The organism is Nakamurella sp. A5-74, assembly GCF_040438885.1.
Classification (GTDB): domain Bacteria; phylum Actinomycetota; class Actinomycetes; order Mycobacteriales; family Nakamurellaceae; genus Nakamurella.
Window position 1 is genome coordinate 4,675,542 of sequence record NZ_CP159218.1, and the last position, 21,133, is coordinate 4,696,674.

Sequence of the window (21,133 nt, forward strand, 5' to 3'; positions counted from 1 at the left end):
GAGCGAGGAACGAGACGAAGGGGACCACCGATTCCTCTCCCCCTCGAACCCACGCGGGCGGGCACGTGTACCCGCGCGCTGATCATCGACACCGAGGGACCGCGGATGAGGACGCTGCGCAGCCCTCTGCAGCGATGGCCGCGCCGGGAGCCTGCGAACCGGCGCGGCCGAGCGAAGCCTGTCGAAGCAGCGTCCTCATCCGCGGGCGCCCCCAGTCTCGACACGCTCGTTCCTCGCTGCTCGACCAGCGTCAGTCGGTGATTCCCTCGGCGCGCGCCCAGGCCAGCAACTCCTGCTCGGCGACGTCCCGGTCGAGCGGGCCGCGCTCCAGGCGCAACTCCTTGAGGTACGTCCACGCTCTGCCGACCACGGGCCCCGCCGGGATACCGAGCAGCTCCATGATCGCGTTGCCGTCGAGGTCGGGCCGCACCCTCGCGAGATCCTCGGCCGCACCGATCTCCTCGATCCGGGCCTCGAGGGCGTCGTAGGCCTCCTGCAACGCCACGCGGCGCCGCTTGTTGCGAGTCGTCGAATCGGCGCGGACCAGCTTGTGCAAGCGGGGCAACAACTCTCCGGCATCGGTGACGTAGCGACGCACCGCCGAATCCGTCCACCGGCCGCCGGCGAAGCCGTGGAACCGCAGGTGCAGGAACGTCAGGTCGGCGACGTCCTCGATGATCCGCTTCGGGAACTTGAGCGCCTTGAGCCGCTTGCGCACCAGCTTGGCGCCGACCACCTCGTGGTGGTGGAAGCTGACGCCGCCGCCGTCCTCGTAGCGCCGGGTGGCCGGCTTGCCGATGTCGTGCAGCAGAGCAGCGAGCCGCAGGGTCAGATCCGGGCCGTCCTGTTCCTGCGCGATGGCCTGGTCGAGCACCGTCAGCGAGTGCTGGTAGACGTCCTTGTGCTGGTGGTGCTCGTCGGTCTCCATCTGCAGCGCCGGCAGCTCGGGCAGGATCAGCGTGGCGAGGCCCGTTGCCGTCAGCAGCTCCAGCCCGGCGTGCACCTGCGGTGAACAGATCAACTTGGCCAGCTCCACCTGGATGCGCTCGGTGGTGATCCGGGCGATCTGCGGGGCCATGGCGGTGATCGCCTCGACCACCCGCGGCGTAGGCACCAGGTCGATCTGCGCCACGAAGCGGACCGCGCGGAGCATCCGCAGGGGGTCGTCGCCGAAGCTCTGCTGCGGAGTGCCGGGGGTGTCCAGCCTGCGAGCGGCCAGGTCCTCGATCCCGTGGTGCGGGTCCGTGAAGACGTGGCCAGGGACCGAGACCGCCATCGCGTTGACGGTGAAGTCGCGGCGAACCAGGTCGTGCTCCAGATCATCACCGAAGGTGACCTCGGGGTTGCGCGAGTCGCCGTCGTACAGATCGCTGCGATAGGTGGTGATCTCCAGGACGTAGCCGTCCTTGGTGGCGCCGACGGTCCCGAACGTGATGCCGGTGTCCCACATCGAATCGGCCCACGGCCCGACGATCCGCTGGATGTCCGCCGGCCGGGCGTCGGTGGTGAAGTCGAGGTCGTTCCCGAGCCGTCCGAGTAGGGCATCCCGAACCGACCCGCCGACCAGGTGCAGCTGGAACCCGTTGGTCGCGAACAGCTTTCCGAGGACGTCAGCCACCGGGGAGATCTTCATCAGCTGGGCGACCGCCTCCTGCTGGGCGCGGGTCAGCGCCCGCTGCAGGGCTGGTTCGGGGGCATTGACAGCAGCCTCGGCCGGAGCGGCAGCAGCAGGCAACGCTGCACCGGGAGGGGGAGTCGTGGACACGTGGACCGATTCTACGGACCGGCGCACCTCTGGTGGCACGCTTCTCCGTCCCGGACCAGCTGGCGGCCGGCGTTCACCGGAGACTGCACGCAGAGCGCGGATCGGCCTGGTGGTCGACCGAACGCTCGCTGCGTGCGCTGTCCTGCGTTCACGGCACCAACGGCCGGTGTCGGGGGATACAGTCCCGCTCATCGAAACCCCCTTCGTGTCGACGCCGGACCCGGTCGCCAGAGGTCCGGCAGAGGAGCCGAGATGACCACGTCACCGCACCGGTCGGCGTACCTGCCACCGGCCGACCAGCGGTCGCAGACCCACCCCGACCGGGTCGACGCAGTACTCAGCCGACAGGCCCGGCGCACGCCGGAGAAGACCGCGCTCACCTTCGGCGACCGTGAGTTCACGTACCGGGAACTGGATGACGCCGTCAGCCGTGCCGCCGGCATCCTGGGTGAGCTGGCCCTCGCACCGGGCTCCCGGATCGCCGCCTTCGGCAAGAACTCCGACGCCTACCTGATCGCGTTCCTCGCCTGCTCGCGCGCCGGGCTGGTGCACGTCCCGGTCAACTTCGCGCTCACCGGATCCGAACTCGGCTACCTGCTCACCGACTCCGGTGCCTCGGCGGTGCTGTTCGACCCGGCGCTGGCGCCGACGCTGCTGGCCACCCTGACCGATCTCGGCAGCCTGCCGACCATCGCGCTGCGGGACGCCGAGGGCTCACTGATCGAACGGAGCACGAGCGGCGAGGTGCCGCAGATCGTCACTCCCGCAAGCGATCTCGTCCAGCTGCTGTACACCTCCGGCACGACCTCACGTCCCAAGGGCGCGATGATGACCCACGGCGCCCTGGTGCACGAGTACCTGTCGTCCATCCACGGGCTGGACTTCCGCGCCGATGACGAACCGCTGCAGGCGATGCCGCTGTACCACTCGGCCGGGATGCACGTCTTCACGATGCCGTACCTGATGATCGGTGCCACCAACCATCTGCTCGAGGTCCCGGAGATCGGCGCGGTGCTGCGCACCATCGAGGAGCGCTCGATCGGCTCGCTGTTCCTGGCGCCGACCGTCTGGGTCCCGCTGTCGCAGCATCCGGACTTCGCCACCCGCGACCTGCATTCGCTCGCGAAGGCGTACTACGGAGCGTCGATCATGCCTGGCCCGGTACTCGACCGACTCCGCGGCGCCCTCCCGGAGTTGTTGTTCTACAACTGTTTCGGGCAGTCGGAGATCGGGCCGCTGGCCACCATTCTGCGTCCGGAGGAGCACGACGAACGCCCGGACTCGTGCGGCCGGCCGGTGCTGTTCGTCGAGCTCCGGGTGATCGATTCCGCCGGCGAACAGGTGCCGCCCGGCGGTACCGGCGAGGTCGTCTACCGCTCGCCGCAGCTGTGCGAGGGCTACTGGAACAAGCCCGAGGAGACTGCGGAGGCGTTCGCCGGCGGATGGTTCCACTCCGGTGATCTGGTGCGGATCGACGAGGGCGGCTTCATCACCGTGGTCGACCGGATCAAGGACGTCATCAACACCGGCGGCGTGCTGGTCGCCTCCCGCGAGGTGGAGGATGCGCTGTACACGCATCCCGCGGTGGCGGAGGTGGCGGTGATCGGCACTCCGGACGAGAAGTGGATCGAGGCCGTCACCGCGTTCGTGGTGCTCAAGCCGGACGCCACCGTGAGCGCCGAGGAGCTGCGCACCCACAGCCGTGCGACCCTCGCGCCGTTCAAGGTGCCCAAGTCCGTGCACTTCGTCGAGGAACTGCCCCGCAACCAGTCGGGCAAGCTGCTCAAGCGGGAGCTCCGCACCCGGGCGGACTGACGACGCGGGCGGACTGGGTCAGCCCTCCAACCAGATCGGGATGATCGAGGCGACCAGCAGGACCGCCAGGATGAGATTCAGTCCGGCCCATTGCCGTGGTGTGCGCAGAACGCGGCGCAGCCCCATTCCCAGCAGGCACCACACCGTCAGCGAGATGCCCGAAGCGACGGCGAACACGACGGCGAAGGCCAATGCCAGCGTCACCGGATGCGGAGAGAGCGTCGAGAAGGCGGCGGCCGCCGCGGTCGTCATCGCCCAGCCCTTGGGGTTGTACAACAGCAGCACAGCGCCACCGGTCAGGCTGATCGGCTCGCTCGAGCGTTCCGCCTGGTGCGGTGACCCACTCCGCGCCGTGCGCACGGCCAGCCACAGCAGGTAGGCGGTTCCCGCAATCCTGAGCGCCAGTGCGAGGATCGGAACAGCCGTCAGCAACCCGCTCAGACCGGCAGCTGCCACCGCGGCCATGATCGCCAGCGCCACGCAGATGCCGCTGAGCACGGGCAGCGAACGGCGCAATCCGAAGTGGGCTCCGGTGGCTGTCGCGATGGCGGTTGCGCCACCCGGGGTGATGGTCGAGATGAGCGCAAAGCCGCTCAGGCCGAGAACGACGTCTGCATCCATGACCACAGTGGTAGTGGCTTCCCAGACATTTCAGCAATCAGTGGCAGACAACTCTGTCATCAGCATTCATGATGGCTGGATGACACCTCTGCTGGATCTGCACCAGGTCCGGTCGTTCCTGGCCGCCGCGGACTACGGGAGCATGACGGCGGCCGGCGAGATCCTGCGGCTGAGCCAGGGTGCGGTGAGTCAGCACATCGCCCGGTTGGAGGGAACGCTCGGCTGCGTGTTGTTCGTCCGCGGCCGCCGCGGCCTCACCCTCACCGACGACGGTGAACGGCTGGTCCAGCCCGCCCGGTCGCTCCTGACGCAGAACGATCGGGCCTGGTCGGCGTTGAACGGCGCGAAGGTGACTCGGCAGGTGCGCCTCGGAGTGCCGTTCGACCTCGTCGGGACGCTGCTGCCGCCGGCCGTGCAGTCCTTCGTCGCCGATTTCCCGGACACCGAGCTGTCCCTGGTCTGCGAATCGTCCCCCGTACTGCTGAGCCAACTGGCGACCGGCAGCATCGACCTCGCGGTCGTCGAGGTGCCGGCCGAATCTGGCCTGCCGAACGGCACTGCGAAGCGCCTGACCGTCGAACCGCTGGTCTGGGTGGGGGCAGTCGGTGGCCGGGCACACCAGCGACGCCCCCTGCCGGTCTCGCTCGTCTCGGACACCTGCGCGTTCCGGCCGCTGGTGCTCGAGGGACTCCGCGCCGCCGACGTCACCTGGCGGATGGTCTTCGACCAGGGCAACCTGGACGCCACCTTCGCCACCGTCCGGATGGACCTGGCCGTGACCGCCGCGCTCGCCCCGTGCATCCCCAGCGGCCTCGAAGTGCTGGCCACCGGCGCCGGGGCGGACGGACTTCCGCCGCTGCGATCGGTCGCCATCGATCTACACCTGTCTGCTGTCGGTGCGCAGGACACCGGAGTGCGTGAACTGGCACGACGGATCCGGACCTTGTTCCGGTGACGGGCGCAGGCACCGGGTGAGCGCGCGTCGCGATCGGCGAACGTTCGAACCCCGTTGCCGATGGACTCGTCGACAGCAAGCCCCGTTGGGAGAGGATGTGGTCATGAGTCTTCGCTACCGCCGGGTACTGCTGAAGCTGAGCGGCGAGGCCCTCTCATCCGACAGCGGCGAAAGTGTGGATCCCGCTCGGCTGCAACACCTGGCGCGCGAGGTGGCCTCGGTGCACGCACTGGGCGTGCAGGTGGCGGTGGTCGTCGGAGGTGGCAACTACTTCCGCGGGACGATGGCCGACCAGTGGGGGATCAGCCGGGCCGAGGCGGACAACATCGGCATGCTCGGCACCGTGATGAACGCTCTCATGCTCCGCGGAGCCCTCACCGGTCTGGGCGAGGTGGACGTGCGCGTCATGACGGCCATGCCGATCCAGTCGGTGGCCGAGCCGTTCATCCGGCTCCGCGCCATCCGTCATCTCGACAAGGGCGCCATCGTGATCCTGGCCGGCGGCATCGGGCAGCCGTACGTCACCACCGACTACCCGTCCGTGCAGCGGGCGCTGGAGGTCGACGCCGACGCACTGCTGGTGGCGAAGCGCGGAATCGACGGGATCTACAGCAGCGACCCGAACATCGATGCTGACGCGGTGCGCTACGACAGGCTCACCTATCGGGAGGCCATCGATCGGGGCGTCAAGGTGATGGACACCGGCGCGTTCGTACTCGCGGACGAACAGGGCCTCACCATGCACGTCTTCGACGTGGCCGCCGCAGGAGCGATGAGCCTGATCTGCCGGGGCGAGGATCTCGGCACGCTCGTCCAGCGCTGACACGTTCCTGGGGTGACGGGATCTCCCTCGAGGTCCAGCAGATCGAACTTCGCGGCCGCCAACCGCTTGCCGCATTCTCATTGGTCAGGAACAGACGCATTTCGGTGCGAAGACGACCATTTGGAATGCGGCTGACGCTCCACCATGCGGCTGACCGACCAGAATGCGGCCGACGTTCCAGCATCCGGCTGACCGTCGAAGACGCGGCCGACGTTCCAGCATGCGGCCGACCGTCGAGGATCGCCCGACGCTCAAGCGGGCGGCTCGGTCGATGCACCGAGGGCGGCAGTGAGTACCGCGTGCCTGCTGTTGAGCCCCGTCCTGGCGAAGATCGACTTGAGGTGGTCGCCGACCGTGTAGTCGCTGATCGACATGGCCTCGGCCAGTTCGTGAGTGTCCAGGCCGCGGGCCAGCAGCCGCACGAGCCGGTGCTCGCGGGGACTGAATGCATGGCTGCGGGCGTACACGTCGCGACGCTCGGCCCCGGGAGTCTCCTCGATCGACACGGCAATCGCGCCGGGTCCTGACGTCCCGCTCGCGGCCAGTCTGCTCGCTCGCACCGTGACCCAGGTGAAGCCCGGCACGTGGGTGCGGGCCGAGGCGGGATGGTCGTCGGCGCCGGCCTCGACGGCGATCAGCTGGGCGGCGACGTTGTACGCAGCCGCCGGGATCGGCGCCATGCCGGGCGTCGTCGGCAGCAGTCGCTGCAGCCATGCGGTGGCCGCGACGGTCTGACCGGTGATGCACAGCGCATCGTCGAGGATGAGAACGGCGGGACCCTCGTCGCGTGGCACGGACGCTGCCGGGGCGAGGAACGTTCCCGCCAGGCGTCGTCGGACTGCAGTCGTGATCGTGCTGCCGGCGGCGACGAGGACAGCCACCTCGTCGTCGGTGAACGGCCCGCTCGTCCCGTCCCGCCAGAGGTCGAGGAACGCCCAGGTGCCATGACGGTCCCGGCACACCGTCGAGGCGACGTCGACGATGCCGTATCCCGTCAACATCGCGCGCCACGGATCCAGCGGGTCGGCGGCGGTTCGGCTCAGCAGCCGCACCGGATGCGGTGGGCCGGCGAAGGTCGTCCACCGGTTGATCGGACTCGAGTACTTGAGCTTGATCACGGTCGGAAGCGCTGACAGGGCGGGGACCTCGGCCACCGGGTTGCTCCCGACGGAGGTGACGGGGTCGGTCAGCAGCCAGGCGTAGGCGTCGAAGCCGAGCGACCGGCGTAGCTCAGCGACGATGCCGACCCGGAGGTCGCGTTCGCCCAGTGTCGAGGCGCAGAGACGCTCGATCCGCTCAACGCTCCGCGCCAGGCTCCATGAGCCCGTCATCGCACGAGTGTGCCAACTGATGCGCCGATGCGACATCCCGAGGATGAGGGATGGTTCGTCGGAGTCGAAATCCCTAGCGTCGCGGGCATCATCCCCGATGTGAAAGGACCGGCCATGTACGCAATGGTGGTGCGAATGAGTCTCGACCCGGATCGTCGATCGGACGTGATCGCCCACCTCCGGCGAGACGTCGTCGGTTTCGCCTGCGGGCTACCCGGATTCGTCAGTGGGCAGTGGTTCTGCTCGACCGACGGTGTCGACGGCCTCGGCGTGGTCCTGTTCGACGCCGAAGCAGACGTCGTCGCCGCGGCCCGTGGGCCGCGCGCCACCCAGCACGACGACGAGCGAGCGTGGAACATCGAGAACGTCCAGGTGTTCGAGCAGGTCGCCCGAGCCGAGCGCGCCGGCGGCGCCGACATTCCCGACGGCATGCCGAGCGCTGCACCGGCGTGATGGAACCTCCACCGCTGCCGCATTCTCAGTGGTCGGAAACCGGCGCAATTCGGTGCGGGAACGACCATCCGGAATGCGGCTGACGCACCAACGTGCGGCTGACGCTCCAGAGTGCGGCTCGAGGGAGCCCCGGCGGTTCAGCGGCCACGGAAGGTCGGGGTCCGCTTCGCCGCGAACGCCGCCAGGCCGTGAGCGAAGTCGCTGGAGGCGAGCAACTCGAGTTGTCCCTCACGTTCCCGGGCGAGAGCCGCCTCGAGGTCGGTGATGGCGGTCGCGTTGATGGCCTGCTTCGTGCGGGCGTATGCGGCGGTCGGGCCGACGGCCAGCCGGGCGACGATGCCGTCCGCACATCCGTCGATCTCGTCGTCGGGCACGCAGATCGCGATCAGCCCGGCGGCCGCCGCGTCGGGTGCAGTGAGCTTGTCAGCCAGCAGCGCCATCCTCATCGCCGTCGCCCGACCGACACTGGACGTCACCAGGGCCGTCGCCCCGCCGTCCGGCATCAGCCCGATCCTGCTGAACGCCAACAGGAAGTAGGCCGACTCGGCCGCGATCACCAGATCAGCGGCGAGCGCCACCGACAGACCGATCCCGGCGGCGACTCCGCGGACGACGGCGACCACCGGAGTAGACCCACGCAGCACGGCCGCGGTGAAGAAGTTGGCCGCGTCGATGGTGGCACCGTCCGGCATGGCTCCCGGGTGCGCCATCGCGGCGCCCGCCGAACGCAGGTCGATCCCGGATGAGAACGCACCACCGGCGCCGCCGAGCACGATCACCCGGACGTCGGGATCCGCGTCGAACTGCTCGATCAGGTCGCCGAGCCGGACGAACATCTGCAGGTCCAACGGATTGAGCTGGCGGGGACGGTTGAGGGTGATCCGCGCGACGGGGCCCTCGACGGTCACCAGGATCCGATCCCGGACCTGCTCGTCCTGCACGTTCATCGCTCTCCAGGGTTGTTCTCGATCCGACTGTCGCGGGCCTGCCTACACTCGCGAGTGAACCACCGTTCACCCCCGACTCGGGTGCCGACATCGCGACACCCCGACCGCACCCGTCACCCGGATGTCCACTGGAGGACCTCATGGCCGAAGCCATCATCGTCGATGCGGTTCGTCTCGCATCCGGCAAGGGCAAGCCCGGCGGTGCGCTGTCGGAGCATCATCCCGTCACGCTGCTGACGACCGTGCTCACTGCTCTGCTCGAGCGCACCGGCCTCGACCCCGCCCGGGTGGACGACGTGATCGGCGGCTGCGTGCAGCAGGTCGGCGAGCAGAGCATGAACGTCACCCGGTCGGCCGTGCTGGCCGCCGGGTTCCCGGACTCGGTGCCGGCGACCACGATCGACCGGCAGTGCGGCTCCAGCCAGCAGGCCGCGAGCTTCGCCGCGCAGGGTGTGATCGCCGGCGCCTACGACATCGTCATCGCCTGCGGTGTCGAGTCGATGAGCAGGCTTCCGCTCGGCACCTCGCCGATCGGGCAGGACCCGTACGGCCCGCAGGTCGAGAAGCGCTACCCGGAGGGCCTGGTCAACCAGGGCATCTCCGCGGAACTCATTGCAGCGCAGTGGAAGTACGACCGCGACGCGCTCGACGAGTTCGCGGCTCGCTCCCACCGCCTGGCCGCGCAGGCCACCGCCGAAGGCTTCTTCGACCGTGAGATCGTGCCGATCGCCGGTGCGTCCGGCGCGCCGTTGACGGCGGACGAGACCGTCCGGGCGGCGACCACCGCCGAGGGGCTCGGCGGCCTGAAACCATCCTTCCGTACCGATGCGTACGCCGCACGGTTCCCGGACGTCGGCTGGCACATCACCCCCGGCAACTCCTCGCCGCTGACGGACGGCGCCTCCGCGGTGCTGATCATGAGCGAGAAGGCAGCGACCGAGCTGGGACTGACCCCGCGGGCCCGCTTCCATGCGACCACGGTGGTCGGCAGCGATCCACTGCTGATGCTCACCGGCCCGATCCCGGCGACCCGGAAGATCCTGCAGCGCACGGGTATGACCATCGACGACCTCGACGCCTACGAGGTCAACGAGGCATTCGCACCGGTCCCGCTCGCCTGGGCGCAGGAACTCGGCGCCGATCCGGCCAAGCTCAATCCGCGCGGCGGAGCGATCGCCCTTGGCCACGCCCTCGGCTCGTCGGGCACCCGGCTGCTGACGACCCTGCTCGGCCAGCTCGAGGCCACCGGCGGTCGCTACGGCCTGCAGACGATGTGCGAGGGCGGCGGGATGGCCAACGCGACCATCATCGAACGGCTGTGACACCGAGGACCCCGCGAGCCCACCCCACCGACGACCAGGACGGGAGCGCTCGATGAAGAGCTCTTTCTACACCGAGGACCACGAGGCCTACCGCGAGAGCGTGCGGGCGTTCGCCGAGCGCGAGGTGGTGCCGCACTACGAGAAGTGGGAGGAGAACCACCTCATCGACCGCGCGGTGTGGGAGGTCGCGGGCGCGCAGCAGATCATCGGTCTCGCCGCTCCCGAGTCGTTGGGCGGCGGCGGTGAACACGACTACCGCTACCGGATGATCGTCGCCGAGGAGCTGTCCACGATCGCCGCGCCGTCGATGGCCGCGGGTTTCGCCGTCCAGGACGACCTGGTGCTGCCCTATCTGCTCGACCTGGCCACCCCGGAGCAGGCGCAGCGGCTGATCCCCGGCCTCACTGCCGGCACCAGCATCGGCGCCATTGCGATGACGGAGCCCGGCGCCGGCAGCGATCTGCAGGGCATCGCCACCAAGGCCGTCCGGGACGGCAGCGACTGGATCCTCGACGGTTCGAAGACGTTCATCACCAACGGCATCCATGCCGACGTCGTCATCGTGTTCGCCCGCACCGACCCGAGCGCCGGGTCCAAGGGGTACAGCCTGCTGCTGGTCGAGCGCGACTTCGAGGGCTTCACCCGTGGCCGCAAGCTCGACAAGGTCGGGATGCCAGGTCAGGACACCGCCGAGCTCAACTTCGCCGGTGTCCGGGTGCCGGCGGAGAATCTGCTCGGTGAGGAGGGTGCGGGCCTGCGCTACCTGATGGAGCGGTTGCCGCGGGAGCGGATCTCGATCGCCGCCGCCGCGTTGACCGCCCTCGAGGCGGCCTACCGCTGGACCACCGACTACGTCTTCGATCGCAAGGCCTTCGGACAGCGGATCGGCGACTTCCAGAACACCCGGTTCGTGCTGGCCGAGATCGAGACCGAGATCGACATCACCCGCGCGTACGTCGAGCGCTGTGTGCTGGGGCTGAACGAGGGCGAGCTGACCACCCAGGAAGCGTCCAAGGCGAAGTGGTGGGCGAGTGAGCTGCAGGTCCGGAACACTTCACGACTGCTGCAGCTCTACGGCGGCTACGGCTTCATGAAGGAGTACCCGATCGGCCGCGCCTACGCCGACTGCCGGGTGCAGAGCATCTACGGCGGCACCACCGAGATCATGAAAGAGATCATCGGGCGCGGGATCGCCGGCCGCTACCGCTGAGCGTGAGCATCTGGGTGCCGGGAAGAGGACCGTGGGGTGGGCGGCTGACCGCGGGGTGGGCGGCTGACCGCGGAGTGCGTGCGACGTGCATCCGAGCCGGAGCGGACTGCCCGACTACGGTGGGCGCGTGCGACTGCGACGACGGATCTCCCAGGTGTTCTGGCGGTTCAGCCGCTGGACCCCGGTGACGGAAGAAATCCCGGAGCGCGGGGTGCTGCTGGGCGTCCCGCACACCTCGAACTGGGACCTCCTGTTCATGCTGATGATCAGCTGGCGGATCGGGAAACCGTTCCACTTCCTGGCGAAGAAATCGCTGTTCCGGCGGCCGATGGGTGCCGTGATGCGTGCACTCGGCGGGATCCCGGTCGACCGCAGCGCCGAGCAGGGGCTGGTCCGCGAGATCGTTGCCAAAGCCGAGCGGGGTGAGCAGTTCCTGCTGGTCGTCACCCCTGAGGCGACCCGCGGCCGGGTCGAGTACTGGAAGTCGGGGTTCTATCGGATCGCGCGCGCTGCCGAACTGCCCGTCGTGATGGGATTCGTGGACAGCCGCCGGAAGGAATGTGGGCTCGGCCCACACTTCACCCTCACGGGGAACGTGCGCGCAGACATGGACCGGATCCGCGCCAACTACGCCGGGATGATCGGGGTGCGCCCCGACATGTCGGGTGAGCCGCGCCTGCGCGAGGAACCCGAGGCCTGACGGCGAGACCCCGCGGTCGAGAAGGGGCTCAGTCCGACGGTGGTTCGTCCCACCAGGGTTCGGTCACCGTCACTTCGTGGTCGGGGGACAGCTCGGTCCGACATCGGTGCAGTAGGACGACACCGCGGGCGATCCACACAGGGTCACCCGCCCCGTCGGTCGGCAACACTTCTTCGGTGAAGTCGTCCAGCCACCGGCGGAGCGCCTCCATCGTTGTCGGGGACAGCGGGAGCTCCTCCAGCGCGACCGGCGTTCCCCCGCTACCTGTCCGCAGATGGAACAAGCTCCCGCCGTGGTCGGGCCACCACTCCAGCACTGCGCGCATGCCGTCAGCCGTGACGACGCCGTCGGGCGAACGCTGCCTGGCTTCGCAGAGGGGCGAGGAAGGGTCGCGGATTCACATCGGGCCGTCCGGGTTCACCCGTCCCGACGCGACGGCCTCGATCTCCAGCGCCAGTCCGTGGTGCAGCACTGGCACCGGCACGACGGCCCGGGCGGGGCGATGGTCACCGATCCACTGTGCGTACAGCGCGTCGAACTCCGGCCACCGGTCGATGTCGCTGACGTACACCCGGACCTGGGCGAGGTGGTGAGGCGTGAGCCCCCGGGACTCGAGACAGATCCGGACGTTCTCGAGGACCTGTGCCACCTGCTCGGCGAAGGGCCGGTCGGCCAACGGAACCCCGTTCCGGTCGATCGGCAGCTGACCGGACACGAACACCAGATCGCCGACCGCGAACGTGGGGGAGTAGTGACCGGCCGGCGGCCGCGAACCGTGCACATCGCCTGCTTCGAAAGGACCGTCGAGGACGGAAGGCATCAGGTAACTGTAGACAGCGCCGGTGCGCCCGTGCGTCCGACGTTGTTCGCTCACATTCCGCACCGTCGCTCACGATCGAACCTGAGCGAACGCACCGGACGTGCGCGGATGCGGCTGGCGCAACGGAGGGTCAACCGGGACGGTCAGGCGGCCCGCTTCGGCGCCCATCATGGCGACTCCGGGCGCCGGGCGTAGCCGGCGTCGATCCCGGACACCCACATGCGTCGCTCCACGTCCTCCCACGGCACCGGCTCAGCGTTGGCCACCAGCGCCAGAGCGCTCGTCGGTGCCATCGACGTGCGGGCGGCCACTGCTCTGGCCAGCGCCGCGACCAGCCGGGCCCGTTCCGGCCGGAACGGCTCCTGCCAATGACCGGCATCAGCACAGAACTGGGCGAACTCGTGCACCGCGCGGGGACCCGAACCTGCACGGATCTGCGCGAGTATCGCTGGGAATCGGGTTGTCGTGATCTCCCCGACGTCGTCCGAGTCCAGGTACCGGGCCGCGCCCGCCGTCGGGTGGCCGTCCCGGGAGACACCCGTCCCGGGACCAGTCGCTCGGTACTCAGGAGCTGCGTGCACCCGACAAGCACACTGGTCGACCGGCAGATCGGACAGTTCGCAGATGTCGGTGCTCACGTCGTCCACTCTCAGGCGTGCGGGGGCGTCATGCAATTGACGTCCACGGTGTCCGCCTCACGCGTTGTTCGCTCACGTTCCACGCCCCCGCTCACGATGAGACGTTGAGCGAACGGACCGGACGTGAGCGAATGCCCCGCTGCAGCACGGCCGGGGCGGCTCGCAGCATCCCGGGAGCCTCATCGATCCGCACTACCATCGACAGAATGTCCACCCCCGCCCGCTCCCGTCCCCGGCGCCGCCGGGCCGACGAGACGTCGGCCGGCGGACTGGTGGTGCGGACCGAGGACGGCATCCGGTCCGGCGCTCTGATCGGTCGCCTCGACCGACGCGGACGGCTGCGCTGGTCGTTGCCGAAAGGTCACCTCGAGGCGGGCGAGACGAAGGAGCAGGCCGCGATCCGCGAGGTCGAGGAGGAGACCGGTATCGCCGGCCGGATCACCGCGCGGCTCGGTACCGTCGACTACACCTTCACCGCGGAAGGTCGGCGGATCCACAAGCGGGTGCACCACTTCCTGATGGTCGCCGTCGGCGGTGAACTCTCCGACGAGGACGTCGAGGTGACGGAGGTCGCCTGGGTGCCGCTGGAGGAGCTGCCGGGACGCCTCGCCTACGCGGGTGAACGGCGCCTGGTCCGCAAGGCCACGGAGATCCTGGCGGACAGCGCGTGACTGTGCGCAGTACCGCGATCCGGCTGGGTGCCGTGGTGGCCGCCGCGTTGATCACCGTGGCCGGCGCCCCGGCCGTGCTGCTGCCGGCCGCACTCGAGGCGACGGCCTCCGCCGCGCCGCTCGGGTTGTTCGCCGCCGACCTGGGCTTCGTCGTCGAGTCGGTGACGCCCACCGTCGTCACCCGGGACAGCCCTGATCAGCTGCTGGTGACCGGGACCGTCACCAACACCGCCGACGTGCCGGTGAGCGACCTGATCGTCCGCTTCCAACGCGGTGATGCGCTGACCACCGAGGCAGCCGTCAGCCAGAACCTCGCGGATCCCGGTCAGCCGGACGCCGTGATCGCCGGCGACTGGCAGAGCTTCGGGACCGAGGGCGCCACCTTCGCCGCCGGTGACAGCAGGCCGTTCCGGCTCAGCACCGCGATCGCCGGCACCGTCACCCAGGGCCTCGGGATCACCCGGCCCGGCGTCTACCCGGTGATGGCCAACATCAACGGCACCCGCGAGGTCGACGGGGTGCCCAGCTCCGTCCGGCTCGGCGAACTGCACCTGCTGGTGACGGTCACTTCGCTGGCCGAGGGTGCGTCCGGCACCGGCCCGCAGCCGAAACCCAGGCCGAGCGGTGCCGCTGCGGTCCCGTTCGGGATCACCTGGCCCATCTCATCGATCCCGCACCGGACGATCGGCGGCGCGTTCACCAGCGAGGCGCTCGCCGGGGAGATCTCCCAGGGTGGTGCCCTGGCCGCCAACCTCGACGCTCTCCAGCAGTCGGAGTTGCCCGCCGTCAACGTCGTGATCGTCATCGATCCGATGCTGCTGGACGAACTCGACATGATGGCCCACGGCTACCGGGTGGTGGCCCCCGGCTCCGCACCGGCCCCGCTCGATCCGGCCACCGGGACCTCCGTCGAGGAGCCCGCCACCACTGCGGAGGGCGAGACCTCAGCGTCGGCGTCCTCCGTCACGAGTGCGAGTGCCGCGTCCACGGCGGCCACCGTCGGCACCAGCGGCACCAGCGGCACCAGCGGGCCGGTTGACGAAACCGGCACAGTCGCAGGCGCCCATGCCGCCGCCGCGACTGCGTTCCTGGACCGGCTCCGGGGGTTGTCCGAATCGTCACAGGTGCTGGTGCTGCCGTACTCGGATCCCGACGCCGTGCGGCTCACCGGTGCGGGCCAGGGCTCCCTGGTGCGCACCCTGCGCGCCGAGGGCGGGGAGATCGCAGCCCGGGTACTGCAGCGCACGGACCTCGTCACCGACGTGGCCCTGCCGCCGGGAGCGGTGCTCGACGCGGACACCGTCGACGTCTACCAGCGGATCGGATTCCGGTCACTGCTGGTCTCCCGCAGCGGCGTCAGCGGCACTCCGCAGAGCGGTGGGGTCGGCCGGATCGCCGGCACCACGACGACGTTGCCCACCTTCGTCGGCGACCAGACGCTGCAACCGCAGCTGGCCCAGGTACTCGACCCACAGGGCGTCGTTCCCGGCGCCGGCGCTCTCAACGCCGCGGTAGCGCTGCTGGCCGTCCGACACACCACCGGTTCGGCGCTCCCCGTGCTGCAATTGCCGGGAACGACGGTGGACGTGCGCGGCCTCGCATCGCTGGGCAGGGCAGTCGTTGCGCTGTCCGGTGACGGCGTCACCACCGGTGTCGACGTGACGACCATGACCAAGGGAGCCTCCGCGATCGCGAACCTCGGCACCGCGCTGCCGGCCGATGCCGCGCTGCTGCCGCAGGACTACGTCGACCGGCTGGTGGCGACCCGCGCGACCATCACCAGGACGGCGTCGGTGATCGACCCGAACCCGAGCCGCAGCGGGGCCGGCCACGCGGTGATCCGCGCGCTCGACGAGGGCGTGGACGGCCTCTTCTCCGCCTCGCTGCGGTCTGCCACGGCGCCGGGGGACGCGGTACTGCTGACAGCGGAGGATTCCCTGACCCGCATCCAGAACGCGGTGTCCATCCGTACGGGAGCTGGTTCCTACACCCTGGCATCCGCCGATTCACCGCTGGTGCTGACCGTGCAGAACCGGCTGCCTTTCCCGGTGACAGTGCGGGTGACGGTCACTTCGGGGCTCGACGCCGGGCTGAAGCTGGAACTCCCGCCCAGCATCGAGCTGAGCGGTAAACAGTCGCGGTCGATCTCGATCCCGTCGTCGGTCTCCCGCGCCGGCACGTTCTCGGTGACGGTGCAGCTCGCCAACCCCGGCGCCACATCTCGGCCGTGGGGCGAGGGTCAGAAGATCGAGATCCGGTCGAACGCCTACGGCGCCCTGACCCTGATCCTGATGATCTCGGCGGGCGGAGTGCTGTTCCTGATGGTGGGTCTGCGACTCGTGCAGCGCGTCCGCGAGCGGGGCAAGGCCCTGGTTCCGGTCGCGCCCACTGACTCGATCGCGGCGATGGCGGAAGAAGCGGCCCAGGGCTCCGCGGCCGACTCCCCTGCTCCGTCCGACCCGGGAGCTCCACGCACCTCCGAGCCCCAGGAGAGCATCCGGTGACCGGCCCCTTCGGTCACGACCCGCGTGACCCCCGCCCACCTGACCCGCGCCAGGCGCAGCGTGAGCAGGCACAACGTGAGCAGGCACAACGTGAGCAGGCACAGCGTGAGCAGGCACAGCGCGAGCAGGCACAGCGCGAGCAGGCACAAGGCGAGCACGCACAACGTGAGCACGCACAGCGGGAGAGGGCACAACGCGAGCAGGCACCGCGGGTCCGGGCAGCTCCGCGGGACCGGGCAGCACCGCCGGACCCGCGTGGCCGGGCAGCACCGCCGGACCCGCGTGGCCGGGACAGGGTGGCCGACGGACCCTGGGAACGACGCCCGCCACCCCGCCCGCAGGACGCCTGGCCCGCGCGTCGCCCGTTGACCGGCGACCCGGAGCAGCGCGACTCACTCACCGGCGGCCCCCGACTGCGCCCGCCGCCGCCACCCGAGCCGGTGCCGCTGCTGTATCCCGGCATGGAGGACGCCACCCAGCTCATCCAGCGCATCAGTGACGCCGCCGGTCCGCCGGAGGTGCACGTCCTGCCCGCGGTCGAGCAGACGATGCGGATCGCCGAGCGGCCCATCGCGCCCCGCCGCGATGCCCAACCGCGCGTCCACGACGGTCGGCGGCAACCAGGTCAGAGCTGGCCCGGCGGACCACCCGCCCGGCAGCCCGGCGGCCCTCCGCAGCGGCCACCGAGGGGCTACCGCAGGGACGACCCGCCCACCGAGCTGATCCCGAAGATCCGGCTCGCGCCGGAATCCGCGGTTACCGAGGCCACCGCCACTCCGGAAGCCGCGCAGCCCACTGCCCGAGCGGCCGGCATCGCGAAGGCCGGTGCCCTGCTCGCGGTCGCGACGCTGGTCAGCAGGCTCACCGGCTTCGTCGCGAAGGTACTGCTGGGAGCGGCGCTGGGGATCTACATCGTCAACGACTCCTACAACGTGGCCAACACGTTGCCCAACATCGTGTTCGAGCTGGTGATCGGCGGGGTGCTGACGTCGATCGCGATCCCGCTGCTCTCGCGGGCCCGCAAGGACCCCGACGGCGGAGAGCTGTACACCCAACGGCTGATGACGGTCGGCATCGTCGGCCTACTGGTGATCACCGTGCTGGCCGTGCTGGCTGCCCCGGTGTTCACCACGATCTACATCGGCCGCTCGAGCAAGGCCGATCCCACTCTGACCACGGATCTCGCGAGGCTGCTGTTGCCGCAGATCCTGTTCTACGGGCTGGCCGCGCTGTTCGGTGCGATCCTCAACTCGAAGGAGAAGTTCGCCGCTCCGGCCTGGGCACCGGTCGTCAACAACCTGGTCGTCATCGGCGTCGCGCTGACGATCGCGCGCCTGCCCGGTGGCATCTTCAACCCCGCCGGCGCCATGGTGAAGCCCAGCTCCACCCAACTCTGGCTGCTGGGGCTCGGCACTACCGCCGGCATCGTCATCCAGGCCGCCGTGATGGTCCCGGCCCTGCTGCGGTCCGGGTTCCGCTTCCGCTGGCGGTGGGGTGGTGATCCACGGCTGAAGCAGGCGGGCCGGCTGATGGTCTGGTCGATCGCGTACGCCCTGAGCTCCACGGTCGCGTTCGCCGTGGTCTCCCGAGTGCTCACCGGTCACGTCAACGGCGGTATCAGTACCTTCGCCTACGCCTCGCTGCTGTTCCAGCTGCCGTACGGGATCGTCGGCGTCTCACTGCTGACGGCGATCATGCCCCGGATGAGCCGGCACGCGGCCGACGGCGACCTCCCCGCGGTCAAGGACGACGCCTCCCTGGCCGGACGCCTGACAATCATTGCTCTGTTGCCGGTGGCCGCAGCCATGGTGGCCCTCGGCGTGCCGATCGCATCGGCGGCCTTCCAGCACGGGAACGTCACCCCCGCGGCGGCGACCTCGATCGGGCTGACCCTGACCACCATGGCGGTCGGCCTCGTCCCGTTGGCAGTGACGCTCATCCAGATGCGCGTGTTCTACGCCATGCACGACGCCCGTACACCCACCTTCATCAACCTCATCATGGTCGGCGTCCGAGTGCCGCTGGTGCTGCTCTGCGTCCAGCTGCCGGCCGACCGGATCGTGCTCGGTGTCGCGCTCGCCACCACGCTCTCCTACGTCGTCGGCGCTGTCGTCGGGGAGATCTGGCTCCGCCACCGGTTCGGCTCGATGGGCAGTCGACGGATGCTCGTCACCGGCGGCAAGACCCTGATCGCGGCCGTCGTCGCGGCGGGCGCTGCCTGGTGGGTGGCCGATCTGATCGACCCGGTGGAACGCACCTGGCCGGCCTCGCTGCTGCAGCTGCTGGCGGGTGCACTGACCGGCGTGCTGGTCCTCGTCCCGCTGCTGCTCGCACTGCGGCTTCCCGAGCTCGAGCCGGCGCGGCGCAAGCTGGCTGCGCTGTTCGGATTCCCGGTCCCGGTGGCCGCCGCGCCGGCAACGCCCGACCCGACGGTCGCGGCCCGGCCCGCGAGTCTGGCACCATCGGATGGTCGTGCACGACCACCGGGACAGCCGAGCAGGGCTCCCGATCACCGGCCGGGCGCGATGGATCCACGTCAGGGGGCCGGACAGGGCCAGCAGTTCCGGCCGTCGGACCGGCAGCCGCCCGTGCGGCCGGGGCCGGGTGTCGGGGGGGCACCGATGCCGCCCAGGACACCGCCGCAGGTTCCGCGCCAGGCACCACCGGTGCCGAGAGGCCCTGCACCACGACCGCCCGCACAGCAGCACGACCCGAACAGCAGACCACCACGGCCACCCCAGGCCCCACCGGATCGGAGGCGTCAGCCATGACCGACCACTCGGCCGACGACGACCCGACTGTCATGGTGCCTGCGGTACAGCCCGCGGCACCGGATGCTGCGGCGGCCGACGAGCCGACGGTCATGGTGCCTGCGGTACAGCCCGCGGCACCGGATGCTGCGGCGGCCGACCAAACGGTCGCCCTGACGAACCCCCGACGAGGGACCCGGTCGGGGGCCGATCAGCCACCGGCGCCCGAGCTGGCACCCGGCTCGACCATCGGTGAGCGGTACCGGCTCACCGCGCTGGTCGGCACCGACACGCACGGCAACCGGTTCTGGCGGGCCAGGGACACGGTGCTGCCCCGCGACATGGCGGTCACCCTGCTGCCCGATTCCTCGGGGACCTCGGCGACCGTCGCCCGCACCCTGCGCGCCGGCCGGCTGCGGCACATCGGGCTCCCCCAGACCCTCGACCTCGGCTCCGAGAACGGTCAGACGTTCGTCGTCGGCCAGTGGGTGGACGGCGCGACGCTGACCGACCTGCTCGCCAAGGGTCCGTTGGAGCCTGCCGTCGCGAGCGCGATCGCCGGTCGGGTCAGCGAGGCGGTCGCCGAGGCCCACCGCAACGGGTTGGCCCTCGGGTCCATCCATCCGTCGCTGGTCCGGGTCAACGTCGACGGTCAGGCGCGCTTCTCGCACGTCATCGCGCACGCCACCGCCACCCCGGACGACGACATCCGCGCGGTCGGTGCGCTGCTGTACCTGATGCTCACGGGTACCTGGCCGGCCAGCGACCAGCTGGCGCCGCTCACCGACACCTCGCTACCGTCGGCCCCGCAGCGGGGCGGCCGAGAACTCCTGGCTGACGTCGCTGTCCCCGGGATCCCGCAGGCACTGGCCCAGCTCACCGCGGGCGCGCTGCACCCGGAGGATCCCGACGGGATCCATGCGGTCGCCGCCCTCGCCTCGCTCCTGCAGACGCCGGACCCGTCCGCATCGGGTGGCGGATCACTGCGCGCCCCCGAGCAGAGCGAGCCGGAGGTCCCGCCGCCGACCATGTCGCCGGCCGACCGTCGACTCCGCAAGGAGCGTCGGGTGAAGGTCAGCATCGCGTCGGCGTTCATCGCGGCCTTCGTCGCGCTCATCCTGATCGTCGCCGGGACGTTCGCCAGGAACACCCTGGTCAGCATCAACGACCAGAACCAGACCCAGCTCGACCCGCTCGCCGACCGTCCCTCGACGTCCGGCGCCGCACCGACGACGGTGGCCAACAACGGACGCCCGAGCACCTCGGGGAGCTCGACGTCCGCACCCGCCAGCTCCACGCCGCCGTCCTCCTCCGCGCCGGCCGCGCAGCAGATGACGATCGTCGGGGCCGAGGTGTTCGACCCCGAGGGCACCGGCAAGAAGGACAACGTCGACTTCCTCGACCGACTGTGGGACGGCGATCCGCAGACCGAGTGGGAGACCTGGGTCTACAAGCAGCAGTTCAGGTCCAAGGCCGACGGCGGCTACAAGGTCGGCGTCGGCGTCATCCTGCAATTCGACCGACCGATCACCCCGCAGTCGGTGGAGATCAACAGCGCCGACACCGGTATGACGGTGCAGATCCGCACCGCCGTCGGCTTCCAACTCGGTGCGGTGGACTCCACGACCCTGCTCGCCACCGGCGGCGTCGCCGGTGGTCCCGTGGTGATCCCGGTGACAGGTGCGCCGCCGTCGCAGTACCTGCTGGTCTTCATCAACCAGATCCCGGGAGCCGAGAGCACCTGGCGCGGCCGGATCGGCGAGATCGTGGTGAAGGGTTCGTGAGGCTGCCCGATCGGTGCGTCCCAG

Annotated in this window: 18 protein-coding genes; 11 read left to right on the top strand and 7 right to left on the bottom strand. The window is 70.1% G+C overall.

The features are described from left to right. Positions 1 to 250 precede the first annotated feature (250 nt). Positions 251 to 1,681: a CCA tRNA nucleotidyltransferase gene (locus tag ABLG96_RS21495; RefSeq protein ID WP_353651617.1), complete on the bottom strand. Its 1,431-nt coding sequence runs from the start codon at positions 1,679 to 1,681 to the stop codon at positions 251 to 253. Between the two features lie 336 nt (positions 1,682 to 2,017). On the opposite strand from ABLG96_RS21495, the gene ABLG96_RS21500 reads away from it, so the two are divergent. After that, on the top strand, positions 2,018 to 3,580 hold the full coding sequence (locus ABLG96_RS21500; RefSeq protein ID WP_353649339.1) for a fatty acyl-CoA synthetase: 1,563 nt from the start codon (positions 2,018 to 2,020) through the stop codon (positions 3,578 to 3,580). 18 nt (positions 3,581 to 3,598) lie between these two features. On the opposite strand, the gene ABLG96_RS21505 is transcribed toward ABLG96_RS21500, so the two are convergent. Beyond that, a complete protein-coding gene (locus ABLG96_RS21505) occupies positions 3,599 to 4,201 on the bottom strand; it encodes a LysE family translocator (protein WP_353649340.1) in 603 nt (200 codons plus the stop codon). A gap of 79 nt (positions 4,202 to 4,280) precedes the next feature. On the opposite strand from ABLG96_RS21505, the gene ABLG96_RS21510 reads away from it, so the two are divergent. Next, the gene (locus ABLG96_RS21510) at positions 4,281 to 5,156 is read left to right on the top strand and encodes a LysR family transcriptional regulator (RefSeq protein ID WP_353649341.1); all 876 of its coding nucleotides are present in this window, start codon (positions 4,281 to 4,283) and stop codon (positions 5,154 to 5,156) included. A 103-nt stretch (positions 5,157 to 5,259) separates the two neighbouring features. Next, positions 5,260 to 5,979: a UMP kinase gene (gene pyrH, locus ABLG96_RS21515; protein ID WP_353649342.1), complete on the top strand. Its 720-nt coding sequence runs from the start codon at positions 5,260 to 5,262 to the stop codon at positions 5,977 to 5,979. Positions 5,980 to 6,230: 251 nt separating this feature from the next. Here the strand turns inward: pyrH and ABLG96_RS21520 are convergent, their stop codons facing one another. Then, positions 6,231 to 7,310, bottom strand: a complete 1,080-nt coding sequence (locus ABLG96_RS21520; protein WP_353649343.1) for a LuxR C-terminal-related transcriptional regulator — start codon at positions 7,308 to 7,310, stop codon at positions 6,231 to 6,233. A gap of 135 nt (positions 7,311 to 7,445) precedes the next feature. On the opposite strand from ABLG96_RS21520, the gene ABLG96_RS21525 reads away from it, so the two are divergent. Then, entirely contained in the window at positions 7,446 to 7,763 is a 318-nt protein-coding gene (locus ABLG96_RS21525; protein ID WP_353649344.1) for a hypothetical protein, read from the top strand. Between the two features lie 137 nt (positions 7,764 to 7,900). Here the strand turns inward: ABLG96_RS21525 and ABLG96_RS21530 are convergent, their stop codons facing one another. Continuing rightward, a complete protein-coding gene (locus ABLG96_RS21530; RefSeq protein WP_353649345.1) occupies positions 7,901 to 8,710 on the bottom strand; it encodes an enoyl-CoA hydratase-related protein in 810 nt (269 codons plus the stop codon). A 140-nt stretch (positions 8,711 to 8,850) separates the two neighbouring features. On the opposite strand from ABLG96_RS21530, the gene ABLG96_RS21535 reads away from it, so the two are divergent. The 3 genes from ABLG96_RS21535 (at position 8,851) to ABLG96_RS21545 (ending at position 11,942) form a co-directional block, all read left to right on the top strand. Further along, positions 8,851 to 10,032 carry a thiolase family protein gene (locus ABLG96_RS21535; RefSeq protein WP_353649346.1) on the top strand — a complete coding sequence of 394 codons (1,182 nt, stop codon included), beginning with the start codon at positions 8,851 to 8,853 and terminating at the stop codon, positions 10,030 to 10,032. 52 nt (positions 10,033 to 10,084) lie between these two features. Continuing rightward, a complete protein-coding gene (locus ABLG96_RS21540) occupies positions 10,085 to 11,242 on the top strand; it encodes an acyl-CoA dehydrogenase family protein (protein ID WP_353649347.1) in 1,158 nt (385 codons plus the stop codon). 127 nt (positions 11,243 to 11,369) lie between these two features. Beyond that, positions 11,370 to 11,942, top strand: a complete 573-nt coding sequence (locus tag ABLG96_RS21545) for a 1-acyl-sn-glycerol-3-phosphate acyltransferase (protein ID WP_353649348.1) — start codon at positions 11,370 to 11,372, stop codon at positions 11,940 to 11,942. Between the two features lie 28 nt (positions 11,943 to 11,970). Here ABLG96_RS21545 and ABLG96_RS21550 read toward each other — a convergent pair whose 3' ends face one another. The 3 genes from ABLG96_RS21550 to ABLG96_RS21560 form a co-directional block, all read right to left on the bottom strand. Next, positions 11,971 to 12,267, bottom strand: a complete 297-nt coding sequence (locus ABLG96_RS21550) for a hypothetical protein (RefSeq protein ID WP_353649349.1) — start codon at positions 12,265 to 12,267, stop codon at positions 11,971 to 11,973. Between the two features lie 72 nt (positions 12,268 to 12,339). Further along, entirely contained in the window at positions 12,340 to 12,762 is a 423-nt protein-coding gene (locus ABLG96_RS21555; protein ID WP_353649350.1) for a RidA family protein, read from the bottom strand. 167 nt (positions 12,763 to 12,929) lie between these two features. Next, entirely contained in the window at positions 12,930 to 13,400 is a 471-nt protein-coding gene (locus ABLG96_RS21560) for a hypothetical protein (RefSeq protein WP_353649351.1), read from the bottom strand. A 206-nt stretch (positions 13,401 to 13,606) separates the two neighbouring features. On the opposite strand from ABLG96_RS21560, the gene ABLG96_RS21565 reads away from it, so the two are divergent. From ABLG96_RS21565 to ABLG96_RS21580, 4 genes are read left to right on the top strand one after another with little or no spacing between them, the layout of a single operon-like run. Then, positions 13,607 to 14,071 (top strand): NUDIX hydrolase, encoded by a 465-nt coding sequence (locus ABLG96_RS21565; RefSeq protein WP_353649352.1) that lies wholly within the window; start codon positions 13,607 to 13,609, stop codon positions 14,069 to 14,071. Continuing rightward, complete coding sequence (locus ABLG96_RS21570; protein WP_353649353.1) at positions 14,068 to 16,575, top strand: hypothetical protein; 2,508 nt, start codon at positions 14,068 to 14,070, stop codon at positions 16,573 to 16,575. The genes ABLG96_RS21565 and ABLG96_RS21570 overlap by 4 nt, the downstream gene beginning before the upstream one ends. Continuing rightward, positions 16,572 to 19,346 (top strand): murein biosynthesis integral membrane protein MurJ, encoded by a 2,775-nt coding sequence (murJ, locus tag ABLG96_RS21575; RefSeq protein WP_353649354.1) that lies wholly within the window; start codon positions 16,572 to 16,574, stop codon positions 19,344 to 19,346. Before ABLG96_RS21570 ends, murJ begins: the two co-directional genes overlap by 4 nt. Continuing rightward, the gene (locus ABLG96_RS21580) at positions 19,343 to 21,109 is read left to right on the top strand and encodes a protein kinase family protein (RefSeq protein WP_353649355.1); all 1,767 of its coding nucleotides are present in this window, start codon (positions 19,343 to 19,345) and stop codon (positions 21,107 to 21,109) included. Before murJ ends, ABLG96_RS21580 begins: the two co-directional genes overlap by 4 nt. Positions 21,110 to 21,133: the final 24 nt, after the last annotated feature.

What these genes read in the sequence shown, in the direction of transcription:
- ABLG96_RS21500 (WP_353649339.1), top strand. Translation starts at nt 2,018, where the DNA reads ATGACCACGTCACCGCACCGGTCGGCGTACCTGCCACCGGCCGACCAG.
- ABLG96_RS21505 (WP_353649340.1), bottom strand. Translation starts at nt 4,201, where the DNA reads ATGGATGCAGACGTCGTTCTCGGCCTGAGCGGCTTTGCGCTCATCTCG.
- ABLG96_RS21510 (WP_353649341.1), top strand. Translation starts at nt 4,281, where the DNA reads ATGACACCTCTGCTGGATCTGCACCAGGTCCGGTCGTTCCTGGCCGCC.
- pyrH (WP_353649342.1), top strand. Translation starts at nt 5,260, where the DNA reads ATGAGTCTTCGCTACCGCCGGGTACTGCTGAAGCTGAGCGGCGAGGCC.
- ABLG96_RS21520 (WP_353649343.1), bottom strand. Translation starts at nt 7,310, where the DNA reads ATGACGGGCTCATGGAGCCTGGCGCGGAGCGTTGAGCGGATCGAGCGT.
- ABLG96_RS21525 (WP_353649344.1), top strand. Translation starts at nt 7,446, where the DNA reads ATGAGTCTCGACCCGGATCGTCGATCGGACGTGATCGCCCACCTCCGG.
- ABLG96_RS21530 (WP_353649345.1), bottom strand. Translation starts at nt 8,710, where the DNA reads ATGAACGTGCAGGACGAGCAGGTCCGGGATCGGATCCTGGTGACCGTC.
- ABLG96_RS21535 (WP_353649346.1), top strand. Translation starts at nt 8,851, where the DNA reads ATGGCCGAAGCCATCATCGTCGATGCGGTTCGTCTCGCATCCGGCAAG.
- ABLG96_RS21540 (WP_353649347.1), top strand. Translation starts at nt 10,085, where the DNA reads ATGAAGAGCTCTTTCTACACCGAGGACCACGAGGCCTACCGCGAGAGC.
- ABLG96_RS21550 (WP_353649349.1), bottom strand. Translation starts at nt 12,267, where the DNA reads ATGCGCGCAGTGCTGGAGTGGTGGCCCGACCACGGCGGGAGCTTGTTC.
- ABLG96_RS21555 (WP_353649350.1), bottom strand. Translation starts at nt 12,762, where the DNA reads ATGCCTTCCGTCCTCGACGGTCCTTTCGAAGCAGGCGATGTGCACGGT.
- ABLG96_RS21565 (WP_353649352.1), top strand. Translation starts at nt 13,607, where the DNA reads ATGTCCACCCCCGCCCGCTCCCGTCCCCGGCGCCGCCGGGCCGACGAG.
- ABLG96_RS21580 (WP_353649355.1), top strand. Translation starts at nt 19,343, where the DNA reads ATGACCGACCACTCGGCCGACGACGACCCGACTGTCATGGTGCCTGCG.